Origin of the sequence: Curtobacterium flaccumfaciens (assembly GCF_018598405.1) — a bacterium.
Classification (GTDB): domain Bacteria; phylum Actinomycetota; class Actinomycetes; order Actinomycetales; family Microbacteriaceae; genus Curtobacterium; species Curtobacterium aurantiacum.
In genome coordinates this window covers 33,491-45,885 of record NZ_JAHEWS010000005.1, presented here as the reverse complement: position 1 = coordinate 45,885, position 12,395 = coordinate 33,491, and the positions used below count along the sequence as shown (strand labels likewise).

Sequence of the window (12,395 nt, the reverse complement as noted above, 5' to 3'; positions counted from 1 at the left end):
ACCGGCTACGCGACGGGCGCGATGAGCTGCGGCCCGTCGTTCCGGACGCTGTTCACCGTGCGGGCGACCTCGTACTGCGCAAGGCCCGCCGCCACCGTCAGTGACTCGTGGTCGAGCAGGGCCAGCAGGTCGTCGGTGTGCAGGTCGCCGCCGAGCCAGTCGTCGTAGCCGTCGGGCGTCAGGAACGCGGGCATGCGATCGTGAACCTCGCCCGGGGCGACGTGGGCGTCACGGGTGATGATCGCGAGCGACAGGCGCCACTTGTCCGGGTCGCCCTCGGGCTTCGTGGGGTCGGGCCAGGCGCTGACGACGCCGGCCATCGCCAGGGCACCGCCGGGTTCGTGCACGAAGTGGGGTTCCTTGCCGTCCTCGCGCACCACCCACTCGTAGTACCCCTGCGCCGGGACGATGCAGCGGTTCGTGGCGAAGGCCCGCTTGAACATGCCGCTCGTCGCGACCGTCTCGATGCGGGCGTTGATCGGCTTCGGGCGCTGCTTCTGGAAGTCCTTCGCCCAGCTCGGCACGAAGCCCCAGCTGATCTGCGGCAGTTCGCGCTCGCCGTGCCGCTGGCGGACCGCGTACACGGGGTCGGTCGGGGCGACGTTCCAGCTCGGGGCGAGGCCGGGGTGCACCTCGCCGGTGTCCTCGTCGACGTGCTCGGTCCGGGCGGCGAGCTCGCCCATGAGCTCGGGCAACAGATCGGCCGTGGTGTCGGAGACGACGAACCTTCCACACATGCGCCCAGTGTGCCCGCCACCGCCGACAGTCGTGCGCGTCGGGGTGCGCCGTTCACGCTTCGTGAGCAGGAATGGTCGATTGCCCCACAGCGACTCGACCGCTTCTGCTCACGAAGTGGGGCGTGCGGGCGTCTCGGGGGCGGGCTCGAGGGACTCGGCGGCCAAGCGGGCTCGTTCGGAGCGGCCGAGGCGGACGACGTACTCCGACAGCACGAGCACGTAGCTCGCCATCCACAGCACGTGGAACCACCTCGCGTTCCCGAGGATGAACGCCGCGAGGACGGCGCCGACACCGGCTGCGACCACCGGGGCGACCCGGGCGAGCATGCCGATCATGCCGCGCCGCAGCAGGACCGTGTCGGTGCGGACGATGTCGCGGTGTTCCGGCAGGACCGGCACCGGACGACGCTGCACGTACAGCTGCGTGGCGCCTCGCGCGGCGAGCTGCCACGAGGGTCGCACCTGTCGACCGTTGATCGTGGTCGAGGGGTCCGGCGGCCGCCACGTCGGGATGCACGCGAAGGTGAGCAGTCCGACGCCGAGCGCCAGCAGCACCATCGCGACCACGCTGCGGACCGGGGTGGTCCCCGTCCAGTCGACCCGGGCCTCCAGGACGACCATGCCGACCAGCGCGACGACCGCTGCACGACGGACGCGTGCCGGATCTAGCACGTCCGTGACGTGCCGGCGGAAGACCTGCCAGCCGAGCGTGAACACGGGTCACTCCTCCGGCAGGGCGAGCTTGCTGCCGCTCCGTGCGCCGGGACGGCCGCGGGGTGGCAAGGACGGGGGGAGCGGCGGGAGCGCTTCGGCCTCGACCCGGAGCTGCTCCTGGCGGCCGAGGGTGCGCAGTCCTCCGATCGCGGTGACGGCGCCGCTCAGGGGCACGACGAACCAGAAGGCGGACAGCCCGACGAGCCCGTCGCCGGCCGGCACGGTGGCGACGTTGACCACCACGGTCGCGACGAGTGCCAGGGCCCAGCCGCCGAGCAGCAGGAAGCCCCGGAACGCTCCGCGGACGATCAGGTCGCGGGTCTCGGACATGCGGTCGAGGACGGCGTCACGGTGCTTCGGGGCGACCGGAGGCGGATTGCGGCGGTAGTACCGGGCGACGGCCTCCTGGGTGCGCCATCCGATGCCGGGGATCGGCGGGACCGCCCACCCCTTCGGGTCGATCGGGACGAAGCACGAACCGATACCGCCGACGCCGGCCGCGAACAGTGCCGATGCGACCAGCCACACCGCGAGGGGACCGAACCGTCGTCGACGAACAGTGCGAGGCACTGCAGTCCGATGAACGCGACCACCGTCGTGACGGCGGCGACGATCATGACGCGACGGCGGTACTGCGGCCCGATGAGTGCGGGGAGACGCTCGCGGAACACCTGCCACCCGATCTTGAACACTCATCGTGTCTACCCGGTGGGGGTGCCGGGTGCCCGGACGGTCGATCGTCCTCTCGTTCGTGAGCAGGAGATGTCGGGTGCGGGCGGGGGACTCGACATCTTCTGCTCACCAAGCGACACGCTCGCGCCCGCCGCCGGCCCGCCCGGACACGCCCGAGCGCTCGCCGCCCGGAGCACCGCAGCCGCGACGTGGTGCTGCCGCTCAGGATTCGTCCAGGCGAGCACGGTGACCTCGGACCATGAGTCTCGACATCGTCTACACCGCCGCTGCCCACGCCACCGGAGGCGGCCGCGACGGACACGTCCGCAGCGAGGACGACCGGCTCGACCTCGACACCCGTCCGCCCAAGGAGATGGGCGGCAGCGGCGAGGGTACGAACCCCGAGCAGCTCTTCGCCGCCGGGTACGCCGCGTGCTTCCTCGGTGCCCTGCACGCCGCCGGCAAGGAGCTCGAGGTCGACACCACCGGCGCCGAGGTCTCCGCCGAGGTCGGCATCGGCGGCACGGGCAACGGCGCCTTCGGTCTCGCGGTGGAGCTCGACGTCTACGCCCCGAACGCCCCGCAGGAGCAGCGCCAGCGCCTGGCCGAGCGTGCACACGAGATCTGCCCGTACTCGAACGCCACCCGCGGCAACATCACCGTCACGCTGTCCATCGTCGACTAGCGTTCGACCGGTGGTCACCGACGCGACGCGCTGCCCCTGCCTGAGCGGCAACCCCTACGGCGAGTGCTGCGGTCCCCTGCACGCCGGGGCCGTGGCGCCGACCGCGGAACGGCTCATGCGCTCCCGCTTCAGCGCGTTCGCGCTGGGCCTGCCGGAGTACCTGTTGCTGACCTGGCACCCGCGCACCCGCCCGGCGGGTCTGGAGTTGGACCCGTCCCAGCGCTGGACCCGGTTGGACGTGCTGGCGACCACCTCGGGAGGCCCGTTCGACTCCCACGGCACCGTCACGTTCCGCGCGTGGTGGCGTTCCGACGACGAGCGCGGCACGCTCGAGGAGACGAGCGACTTCGTCCGGGAGCAGGGACGATGGTTCTACGTGGACGGCGTGGTCGCCTGACCGTCAACACCAGGCCCCTCAGGCTCATCGGCAGCTGACTTTCTGTATCGCATACGACCGGTAGAGTTTCAGCACCAGCGCCCACATGTAGACGCGTTGGTGAAGGGGCGGCTGACTTGGTGCTTCACCGACCGCTCCCGGATCCGCCGATCGAGTCTGGCCTCTGATGGGCGCGAGCGCGCTCGCTGGGCTGATGATCCCGGTGGCCCTGATCGGTGCGGTCTTCCTGTCGCTCGGGGCGCAGTTCCAGAGCCGCGGGGTGCAGCGGGTCGAGGCACGTCTCGGTCGGCAGTCGAAGGGGCTGAGCGTCCGGCACGTCGTCGCGCTCGTCTCGAGCGGCTACTGGGTGCTCGGCACGCTCATGCTCGGCATCGCGGTGGTGCTGCAGCTCGTCAGCATCGCGTTCGCCCCCCTGATCGTCGTGCAGCCGCTGGGCGCCGTCGCCCTGGTCATCACGACGTGGTTCTCGTCGCGGTCGTCGGGTGTGCCGCTCGGTCGTCGTGCGCGGCGGGCAGTGTGGACGTGCATCATCGGCGTCGGCATCTTCGTGGGGATCGCGGCGTTCGTCGGGCACGAGAGCGCGATCACCCGCCAGCAGCTCGTCACCGTGCTGGTGATCCTGGCCGTCGTGCTGGTGCTCGTGCTGGTGTCGTTCCGTCTGGTGGCCAAGCACCGCAGCGCGCTCTACTACATCGTCGGGGCCGGGGTGCTCTACGGGTTCGTGGCGACACTGGCCAAGGTCGTCCTCAACCGGTTCGTGAACGGCACCTTCGACTGGCTCACCGTGCTCGCCATCGCCGGCGTGGTCGTGGCGGCGTCGCTCGGCGGGTACTTCGTGCAGAACGCGTACTCGAGCGGTTCGGCCGACCTCGTGATCGCGGGGCTGACGGTGATCGACCCGATCGTCGCGGTCGGCATCGGCGTCATCGTGCTCGCCGAGGCATCGGGGGCACCGTGGTTCGCGGTCGCCGGGTTCGTGGTCGCCGCGGGCATCGCCATCACCGGGGTGTTCCTGCTCGCCAAGCACCACCCGCAGACCCGGGCCTGACGCCGCCCGACACGGGGCCGGAGCGCGATGGCCGTCCACTCGGCAGGGTGCCCGATGCAGCTTCTCTTGGGGGTGCGCTTACCCGGAGGCTAGAGGACTTCCATTTCAATGTAAAAGCCAATATGCATGCCGAGCATGTTCATCCAACTAGTGAAAGTCCCCCGTTCCCTCGCAATGGCAGCCGTAGGCGCTGCGGTCCTCGTAGGGGTGCTCCTACCGAGTGCGGCGTCCGCCAGCACGGATGCAGTCGGCATCACGCAGGGGGGATCCGCATCCATCAATGGCTCCGAGGGGCTCCACCGTCCTGACCGCTACGCACGATCGCGACCTGATCGAACGGTGTGACGCGACTATCGGTCTTTGACGACTCGCGGTCCGCGAGGGGTCGCCTAACCGATGACGGCGGCGAGGCCGACCGCGGAGCGCATCGCCCGGCGGACCCCGGCCTCGTCGGGGAGCAGCTCGTCTTCGTCACCGGTCAGGAAGAACCGGATCTGCCCGATCGCCTGCTCGGTGAGCATGTCGAGGCCGTTCAGCACCCGGCCCCCGGCGTCGGTCCAGCGGCTGGCGACCGCGGTCGGCCACGGCTCGTAGGCGACGTCGAACAGGACGGCGTCCGGCCCCGACGGACGGAACTCGAGCGGGTCGGCGGCACCACCCGGCAGCGTCGAGAGGACGAACCCGTGGTGCGTGCCGGCGAGTTCGGTCAGGGGGTGCACCTCGAGCGTCACACCGAGCCGGACAGCCAGGTCGACCAGCGCGCGCGTCTTCGCGGTGTCACGGACGAACACCCGGACGAGCGACGCCCCGAGCCGCACGGCAGCGGTCAGGGCGCTCGCCGCGGTGGCTCCGCCGCCGAGGATCGTGGCCTCGCCGGGCAGGTGTCCGAGGGCCTCGACCGGGCGGACGAGCCCCTGCACGTCGGTGTTCGCGCCGGCTCGGACGATCGCGGAGCCCTCGTGGCGGAACGCGACCGTGTTGGCGACCCCGAGCTCGTCGACGAGCGGGGTCGTGCGGTCGAGCAGCGGCAGGACCTCGCGCTTGAGTGGCATCGTGAGGCTCAGCCCACGCCATTCCGGACCCAGCCCCGCGACGAACGCGGCGAGCTCGCCGGACGCGACCTCGTGCCTCCCGTACGTGAAGGGCAGGTCGAGCGCGTCGTAGGCCGCAGCGTGGAGCGTGGGCGAGAGCGAGTGCGCGATGGGGGAGCCGAGCACCGCGAGGTGCGTGCGGCCTGGATCGGTGAACGCCACGGTCACCCAGCCTAGCCAGCCGTGTTCCTGAGCACCCCGTTAGGTTAGGCTACCCTTCGTGAACCGTTCTCCCTTGCGTCTCCGACGCGTGCTCGCCGCAGCCGGCGCCGTCGTCGCAGCGTCCCTCGTCCTCGCCGGATGCGCGTCCGGCTCCGGCTCCTCGACCGACTCGGCGTCGTCGGGGTCGTCCGACGCCGCGTTCCCGGTCTCGATCACGACCGGCCTCGGCACCACCACCATCGAGTCGGCACCGAAGCGCGTCGTCGCGCTCGGGTGGGGCGACGCCGAGACCGCGCTCGAGCTCGGTGTCCAGCCGGTCGGTGCGAGCGACTGGCTCGCCTTCGGCGGCGACGGTGTCGGTCCGTGGCTCAAGGGTGCGTACGACAAGTCCCCGAAGATCATCCAGACGCTCGAACCGAGCTACGAGGACATCCTCAAGCTGAACCCCGACGTGATCCTCGACGTGAAGTCCTCGGGCGACAAGGAGCGGTACGACAAGCTGTCCGCCATCGCGCCGACCGTCGCGATCCCGAAGGGCGGCGAGAACTACCTCGCCTCGACCGAGCAGCAGACGACCATGATCGCGAAGGCGCTCGGCAAGGAGTCCGAGGGCAAGAAGCTGCTCTCCGGCCTCGACGACGCCTACGCCGCAGCACGCAAGGCGCACCCGGACTTCGAGGGCAAGACGGCCGTCGTCGGGGCTTACAGCTCCGAGGGCTTCGGGGCGTACGCCTCCACCGACAGCCGTTCGACCTTCATGCGGAACCTGGGCTTCGAGATCCCCAAGGCCATCGACGAGCAGGCCGGCAAGGAGTTCTCCGTGCACCTGTCGGACGAGAACCTCGACCTGCTCGACGCCGACCTGACGCTGATCCTGCCGATCTACGTCGACGCGTCGGAGGCCTCGTCGAACAAGCTGTTCCAGAAGGTGCCGTCGGTCGAGGCCGGGCACGCGATCGTCTTCGACGACAAGGACGTGTCGTCCGCGTTCTCGATGGGCACCACGGCCGCGATCGAGTGGGCGCTCGACGAGCTGCCGGCGCAGTTCGAGGAGAAGCTCGGCTAGGGCTGGTCGTTGCTGCTGGCCGGTGCTGGTCAGCGCTGGCCGGTTCCGCTGGTCAGGACCGCGAAAGCGACAGGGTGCCGCCGATGTTCGGTGGCACCCTGTCGCTTTCGCAGTTCGGGGAGGGAAGCGGGGCTAGACGCCGACGGTGGAGCCCAGCAGCGCGAAGAGCAGCGCGATGAGGGGGAGCGTGCCCTGCTTGAAGGCGGAGTTGACGTACTTGCGACCCGAGCCGAGCAGGATCACCGCGGCACCGAGCATGCTCGCGGTCGAGAACACCACGAGGGTCCAGCCGCTCACGGTGTTGCCCGCGAGCACGAGCACGACGCCGAGGATCGCGCCGATCGCCAGGAAGAGGTTGTAGAAGCCCTGGTTGAAGGCGAGCGAGCGGGTCGCCACCGCTTCTGTCTCGGAAGCGATGCCGAAGATCCGGCGCGCTTGCGGACTGGTCCAGATGACCGATTCGAGGAAGAAGATGTACACGTGGACGAGGCCCGCGAGGACCGCACAGACACCCGAGATCACCAGCAGGACCGACATGTGCACATTCTCGCAGGAGCGGGCCGGGTTCCGCTGCACGTCCGCCAGTAGGCTCGGATCATGAACGACGACGTCACCCCGCCCGAGGCCGACGCAACCTCTGACACGCGCGCCGACGCGAGTGCCGACGCGACGGCCGTCGCCGAACTGCGGAGCATCCGGCAGAGCATCGACAACATCGACGCCGCCGTCATCCACATGCTCGCGGAGCGCTTCAAGTACACGCAGCGCGTGGGGCACCTGAAGGCCGAATCGGGCATGCCGGCCGCCGACCCGGACCGCGAACGGACCCAGGTCGCACGGCTCCGGTCGCTCGCCGCCGACTCCCACCTCGACCCGGCCTTCGCCGAGAAGTTCCTCAACTTCATCGTCGCCGAGGTCATCCACCACCACGAGCGCATCGCGGGCCGCGACGAATGAGCGCCGAACTGCCGACGCTGCTCATCGGCTCCTACACGGCGACGGGCGGCGGCAACGCCACCGGCATCTCGCTGGTCGACGGCGGACCGGTCGGAGCCGCGGCGCCCCGGACCGTCGCGGTGCTCGACGACCCCTCGTTCCTGGCGGTCTCGGGCGACCGGGTGTACGCGGTCTCCGAGACGAACGACGGTGCCGTGTCGGCCTTCCGGCTGCACGGCGGCGCACTCGAGCACCTGTGGGACGCCCCCGCCGGCGGTGACGCCCCGTGCCACGTCCGGGTCGACCCCTCGGGCGTGCTCGTCGTCACGAACTACGTCTCCGGCACGGTCACGGCGATCTCCCTCGCCGCGGCCGAGTCGCACGCCGCCTCGGTGACCGCCAGCGACGGCGTGGTGCTGCACGGCGAGGCCGACCAGCGCTCGGTGCCGGCCGAAGCGGTGGCGGTCGCGGTGCTGCCCGACGCCACCGGTCCCGACGAGGAGCGTCAGGACGGCCCGCACGCGCACCAGTCGATCGCCACTCCCGACGGCACGGTCCTGGTCGCCGACCTCGGCGGGGACGCCCTGCACGAGTTCCGCATCACCGTCACGGCGGACGGGGTCCCCGGCGTCGAGGCGCTGCGCGTGCACCGCGTGGCACCCGGTACCGGACCGCGGCACATGGCTTGGATCGACGGTGACCTGCTCGTCGCCGGTGAACTCGACGGGCACGTGCACCGCCTGCGCCGTGACGACTCCGGGTCGTTCGTGACGATCGCCGCCGTGCCCACGTTTGACGGCCCCGTGGGGGAGTCGCTGCTCAGTCACATCGAGGTCGACGACGCCGGCCGCGCGTACGTGGCGGTGCGCGGGCGCGACCTGCTCGTGGTGCTCGACGCACGTGACGGCGGGCTCGCCGCCGTCGGTTCGGTGCCCTGCGGTGGGGTCTGGCCGCGGCACTTCGCGCGGGTGCCCGGGTTCGTCCTGGTGGCGAACCAGATGTCCGACGCCGTTGCCGTGCTGCCGCTCGACTCCGAGGGCATGCCCGGCGAAGCCGTCGCGCAGATCCCGGTCGGCATCCCCACCTGCGTCGTCCCGCTCTGACCATGACCTCCGCCACGGAACAGCCCGAGTACCGCATCGTCGTCGGTCCGCCGCCGCTCGAGGACTACCTGCGGCTGCGCCGGGAATCCGGTCTGTCCCCGAAGGACCCCGCCCAGGGTGCCGGAGCGATCGCCGGCAGCTGGTCGGCGTGCCACGTGGTCGACGAGCACGGCACGCCCGTCGCGATGGGTCGCACGATCGGCGACGGCGGGTGGTACTTCCACATCGCCGACATCGCCACCGATCCCGCGCACCAGCGACGGGGGCTCGGTCGCCGGGTCGTCGAGTGGTTGCTGGCGGACATCCGTGACCGGGCGCCAGCGGGTGCGTACGTCACGCTCGTCGGCGACCCGCCGGGGCAGCGGCTCTACCGGTCCCTCGGGTTCGACGACGTCGCGCCGAGCCTGGGGATGGCGCTGCGCCTCGAGTGACGCCGCGAACCCGCTCGCCTGCGCGCTAGAACTCGATCAGGTTCTCGAACGGGCGACCCTCGGCCAGTGCCGCGACCTGCTTGCGCATCAGTGCGATCGACCGCGGCACGCTCAGGTCGGTGTTGCCGCCGACGTGCGGGGTGAGCACGGTGTTCGGCGTCGTCCACAGCGGGTGTCCGGCGGGCAGGGGCTCCGGGTCGGTGACGTCGAGGGCCGCGAACAGCCGCTCCGACCGCAGCTCGGCGACCAGGGCGTCGGTGTCGACGACCTTGCCGCGCGCGACGTTGACCACGAGCGCGCCGTCCGGCAGCGCCGCGAGCAGGTCCGCGTCGACCAGGCGTTCGGTCTCGGCGGTGAGCGGGGCGATGAGCACGAGCACGTCGGTCGTCGGGGCGAGCTCGGGCAGCTCGCCGAACGCGTGCACGTGCCGGCCGTCCTGCTCGCGAGCGGTCCGGGCGACCACCGTCACCTCGGTGCGGAACGCCTCGAACCGGGTGGCGATCGCGGACCCGATCGCCCCGTAGCCGACGACGGTCACCCGGCGGTCGGCGAGCGATCGGGTCTCGCGGGCGTCCCAGACGCCGTTGGCACGGTCGACCTGGAACGCCGAGATCTCACGGAGCGACGTCAGCGCGAGGCCGACCGCGAGCTCGGCGGTCTCGTCGTCGTGGATGCCGCGACCGTTCGCCAGCTGCGCGTGACCCGGCACGTGCGGGACGGCGTGCTCGTACCCGGCGCTCGGCAGCTGCAGCAGCTGGAGCTCGGGCAGGTCGTGCACGAACTGCCAGCGGTGCCGCCCCTCGAAGTAGAACGGCAGGAAGGTGATCGCGACGTCGTCCGGGCGACCGTACGGCGACTCGACGTCCCAGACGTCCAGCTCGACGCCGTCCGGCACGGGGCCGAACCGGTCGACGAGCTCGGCGAAGGGCAGGGTGACGATCGGCATCCGCGACCCGGGCCTAGGCGTCGGTGCGCGGCGAGAAGGCACCGTCGGAGTCGAGCGGCCCGCGGCCGACGTACCCCTCGGTGACGTCCTCGACAATCACGTCGCCGAAGCGGGCCGGCAGCGTCGCGGCGTGTGTGCCGCGCAGCTCGTCGACCGTGGCCTCGAACGCGCCCTGGACCTCGAGCGTGCTCGACGTCGCGTCGGTCACACCGATGCGCAGCACCGGGAAGCCCCGGCCGTCGCACATGCCCTGGAACCGCACGTCGTCCTCGCGGCGGACGGTCACGATGACGCGACCGGTCGACTCGGAGAACAGCGCCGTCGCGGTGTCGATGCCGTCGCGGGTCTCGAGTTCGTCGAGGACCACGCGGGCACCGATGCCGAACCGGAGCACCGACTCGGCGAGCGACTGGCCGAGGCCGCCGTCCGCCAGGTCGTGCGCGCTGGTGAGCAGCTGCTCGCCGGACGCCGCGTACAGCAGCTCGGCGAGGGCCTTCTCGCGCTCGAGGTCGACCGCCGGCGGACGCCCGCCGAGGTGCCCGTGCACGGTGCCGGCCCAGGCGGAGCCGTCGAGCTCGAGGCTCGTGGTGCCGAGCAGGTAGATGTTGTGGCCGTCGTCCTGCCATCCCGACGGCACGCGCTTGGCGACGTCGTCGATGATGCCGAGCACACCGACGACGGGCGTCGGGTGGATCGGGGTCGAGCCGGTCTGGTTGTAGAACGACACGTTGCCGCCGGTGACCGGGATGCCGAGCTCCATGCAGCCGTCGGCCAGGCCCTCGACCGCCTCGGAGAACTGCCACATGACCTCGGGGTTCTCGGGGGAGCCGAAGTTCAGGCAGTCGGTGACGGCGGCGGGGACGGCACCGGTGACGGCGACGTTGCGGTACGCCTCGGCCAGGGCCAGGCGTGCACCCTGCTTCGGGTCGAGCTGGCAGTAGCGTCCGTTCGCGTCGGTGGCGATGGCGACACCGAGCCCCGTTTCCTCGTCGACGCGGATCATGCCGCCGTCGTCGGGGAAGGACAGTGCGGTGTTGCCGAGCACGTAGGTGTCGTACTGGTTCGTGACCCAGTTCTTCGACGCCAGGTTCGGCGAGCCGAGCAGGCTGAGGAACTGCGCCTTCAGCGCGGGGCCGTCAGCCGGACGGTCGAGCGAAGCGGCGGTGTCCGCCTGCAGTGCGTCGATCCAGGTGGGGTACGCGACCGGGCGGTCGTAGACCGGGCCGTCGACGGCGACCGTGCGCGGGTCGACGTTCACGATCTCCTGGCCCTGCCAGTCGATGACGAGGCGACCGGTGCCGGTGACCTCGCCCAGAACGCTGGTCTCGACCTCCCACTTGCCGACGACGCTCAGGAACTCGTCGAGCTTGTCGGGACGGACGACCGCCATCATGCGCTCCTGGCTCTCCGACATCAGGATCTCTTCGGCGGTGAGCGTCGGGTCGCGGAGCAGGACGTCGTCGAGCGAGATGTGCATGCCGCCGTCACCGTTGCTCGCGAGCTCCGAGGTGGCGCACGAGATGCCCGCGGCACCGAGGTCCTGGATGCCCTCGACCAGGTCCTTCTGGAACAGCTCGAGGCAGCACTCGATGAGCACCTTCTCGGCGAAGGGGTCACCGACCTGCACGGCCGGACGCTTGGTCGGGCCGCCCTCGGTGAAGGTGTCGGACGCCAGGATCGACGCGCCGCCGATGCCGTCGCCACCGGTGCGGGCACCGAACAGGACGACCTTGTTGCCGGCGCCGGACGCGTTCGCCAGGTGCAGGTCCTCGTGGCGCAGGACGCCGACCGCGAGGGCGTTGACCAGCGGGTTGCCCTGGTACACCGGGTCGAAGTAGGTCTCGCCGCCGATGTTCGGCAGGCCGAGGCAGTTGCCGTAGAACGAGATGCCGCCGACGACACCGTGCACGACGCGTGCGGTGTCCTCGTGGTCGATCGCGCCGAAGCGGAGCTGGTCCATCACGGCGACGGGGCGGGCGCCCATCGAGATGATGTCGCGGACGATGCCGCCGACACCGGTGGCCGCGCCCTGGTACGGCTCGACGTAGGACGGGTGGTTGTGCGACTCGACCTTGAAGGTCACCGCCCAGCCGTTGCCGACGTCGACGACACCGGCGTTCTCGCCCATGCCGACCATCAGGTTCTTCGTCATCTCCGGCGTGACCTTCTTGCCGAACTGACGGAGGTAGTTCTTCGAGGACTTGTAGGAGCAATGCTCGCTCCACATCACGGAGTACATCGCCAGCTCGCCCGAGGTGGGGCGGCGGCCGAGGATCTCCTTGATGCGGGCGTACTCGTCCGGCTTGAGGCCCAGCGCGTCGTACGGCTGTTCCTTGTCGGGGGTGGCCGCCGCGTCCTGCACGGTGTCGGGCTTCGGGCGAACGGGTGTCGTCACGGTGTCGTTGTT

14 protein-coding genes are annotated in these 12,395 nt (G+C 70.8%); 7 read left to right on the top strand and 7 right to left on the bottom strand.

From position 1 onward, the window contains the following. Positions 1–5: 5 nt before the first annotated feature. The 3 genes from KK097_RS04630 to KK097_RS04620 all read right to left on the bottom strand — a co-directional run bounded on the left by KK097_RS04630 (position 6) and on the right by KK097_RS04620 (position 1,979). Positions 6–737, bottom strand: coding sequence for an SOS response-associated peptidase (locus KK097_RS04630; protein ID WP_214528895.1), 732 nt, complete (start codon positions 735–737; stop codon positions 6–8). A 108-nt stretch (positions 738–845) separates the two neighbouring features. Further along, complete coding sequence (locus KK097_RS04625) at positions 846–1,454, bottom strand: hypothetical protein (protein ID WP_214543861.1); 609 nt, start codon at positions 1,452–1,454, stop codon at positions 846–848. A 3-nt stretch (positions 1,455–1,457) separates the two neighbouring features. Then, positions 1,458–1,979 carry a hypothetical protein gene (locus tag KK097_RS04620; RefSeq protein ID WP_214543860.1) on the bottom strand — a complete coding sequence of 174 codons (522 nt, stop codon included), beginning with the start codon at positions 1,977–1,979 and terminating at the stop codon, positions 1,458–1,460. A 403-nt stretch (positions 1,980–2,382) separates the two neighbouring features. On the opposite strand from KK097_RS04620, the gene KK097_RS04615 reads away from it, so the two are divergent. The 3 genes from KK097_RS04615 to KK097_RS04605 all read left to right on the top strand — a co-directional run bounded on the left by KK097_RS04615 (position 2,383) and on the right by KK097_RS04605 (position 4,253). Then, entirely contained in the window at positions 2,383–2,808 is a 426-nt protein-coding gene (locus KK097_RS04615) for an organic hydroperoxide resistance protein (RefSeq protein WP_027465016.1), read from the top strand. Positions 2,809–2,818: 10 nt separating this feature from the next. Further along, positions 2,819–3,205 carry a YchJ family protein gene (locus tag KK097_RS04610; protein WP_214543859.1) on the top strand — a complete coding sequence of 129 codons (387 nt, stop codon included), beginning with the start codon at positions 2,819–2,821 and terminating at the stop codon, positions 3,203–3,205. Positions 3,206–3,371: 166 nt separating this feature from the next. Beyond that, positions 3,372–4,253 carry a multidrug DMT transporter permease gene (locus KK097_RS04605; protein WP_214543858.1) on the top strand — a complete coding sequence of 294 codons (882 nt, stop codon included), beginning with the start codon at positions 3,372–3,374 and terminating at the stop codon, positions 4,251–4,253. 389 nt (positions 4,254–4,642) lie between these two features. Here KK097_RS04605 and KK097_RS04600 read toward each other — a convergent pair whose 3' ends face one another. Then, positions 4,643–5,506 (bottom strand): shikimate dehydrogenase family protein, encoded by an 864-nt coding sequence (locus KK097_RS04600; protein WP_214543857.1) that lies wholly within the window; start codon positions 5,504–5,506, stop codon positions 4,643–4,645. 58 nt (positions 5,507–5,564) lie between these two features. Between KK097_RS04600 and KK097_RS04595 the strand changes: the two genes are divergently transcribed. Then, the gene (locus tag KK097_RS04595) at positions 5,565–6,572 is read left to right on the top strand and encodes an iron-siderophore ABC transporter substrate-binding protein (RefSeq protein WP_307858334.1); all 1,008 of its coding nucleotides are present in this window, start codon (positions 5,565–5,567) and stop codon (positions 6,570–6,572) included. A 132-nt stretch (positions 6,573–6,704) separates the two neighbouring features. On the opposite strand, the gene KK097_RS04590 is transcribed toward KK097_RS04595, so the two are convergent. Then, positions 6,705–7,109 (bottom strand): DUF1304 domain-containing protein, encoded by a 405-nt coding sequence (locus KK097_RS04590; protein WP_214543856.1) that lies wholly within the window; start codon positions 7,107–7,109, stop codon positions 6,705–6,707. Between the two features lie 60 nt (positions 7,110–7,169). On the opposite strand from KK097_RS04590, the gene KK097_RS04585 reads away from it, so the two are divergent. Genes KK097_RS04585 through KK097_RS04575 form a run of 3 tightly spaced genes read left to right on the top strand, consistent with a single transcriptional unit; the run spans position 7,170 to position 9,042 of the window. Further along, positions 7,170–7,529, top strand: a complete 360-nt coding sequence (locus KK097_RS04585; RefSeq protein ID WP_214528902.1) for a chorismate mutase — start codon at positions 7,170–7,172, stop codon at positions 7,527–7,529. Further along, positions 7,526–8,611, top strand: a complete 1,086-nt coding sequence (locus KK097_RS04580) for a lactonase family protein (RefSeq protein ID WP_214543855.1) — start codon at positions 7,526–7,528, stop codon at positions 8,609–8,611. The genes KK097_RS04585 and KK097_RS04580 overlap by 4 nt, the downstream gene beginning before the upstream one ends. 2 nt (positions 8,612–8,613) lie before the next feature. Then, positions 8,614–9,042 (top strand): GNAT family N-acetyltransferase, encoded by a 429-nt coding sequence (locus KK097_RS04575; RefSeq protein WP_214543854.1) that lies wholly within the window; start codon positions 8,614–8,616, stop codon positions 9,040–9,042. A 25-nt stretch (positions 9,043–9,067) separates the two neighbouring features. Here the strand turns inward: KK097_RS04575 and KK097_RS04570 are convergent, their stop codons facing one another. Further along, on the bottom strand, positions 9,068–9,988 hold the full coding sequence (locus KK097_RS04570) for a 2-hydroxyacid dehydrogenase (RefSeq protein ID WP_214543853.1): 921 nt from the start codon (positions 9,986–9,988) through the stop codon (positions 9,068–9,070). 13 nt (positions 9,989–10,001) lie between these two features. Beyond that, complete coding sequence (gene purL / locus KK097_RS04565) at positions 10,002–12,383, bottom strand: phosphoribosylformylglycinamidine synthase subunit PurL (RefSeq protein ID WP_231495638.1); 2,382 nt, start codon at positions 12,381–12,383, stop codon at positions 10,002–10,004. Positions 12,384–12,395: the final 12 nt, after the last annotated feature.

Bases quoted from the DNA above. Each gene is read 5' to 3' on its own strand.
- KK097_RS04585 (WP_214528902.1), top strand. From the start codon at position 7,170: ATGAACGACGACGTCACCCCGCCCGAGGCCGACGCAACCTCTGACACG.
- KK097_RS04615 (WP_027465016.1), top strand. From the start codon at position 2,383: ATGAGTCTCGACATCGTCTACACCGCCGCTGCCCACGCCACCGGAGGC.
- KK097_RS04575 (WP_214543854.1), top strand. From the start codon at position 8,614: ATGACCTCCGCCACGGAACAGCCCGAGTACCGCATCGTCGTCGGTCCG.
- KK097_RS04580 (WP_214543855.1), top strand. From the start codon at position 7,526: ATGAGCGCCGAACTGCCGACGCTGCTCATCGGCTCCTACACGGCGACG.
- KK097_RS04630 (WP_214528895.1), bottom strand. From the start codon at position 737: ATGTGTGGAAGGTTCGTCGTCTCCGACACCACGGCCGATCTGTTGCCC.
- KK097_RS04590 (WP_214543856.1), bottom strand. From the start codon at position 7,109: ATGTCGGTCCTGCTGGTGATCTCGGGTGTCTGTGCGGTCCTCGCGGGC.
- KK097_RS04570 (WP_214543853.1), bottom strand. From the start codon at position 9,988: ATGCCGATCGTCACCCTGCCCTTCGCCGAGCTCGTCGACCGGTTCGGC.
- KK097_RS04605 (WP_214543858.1), top strand. From the start codon at position 3,372: ATGGGCGCGAGCGCGCTCGCTGGGCTGATGATCCCGGTGGCCCTGATC.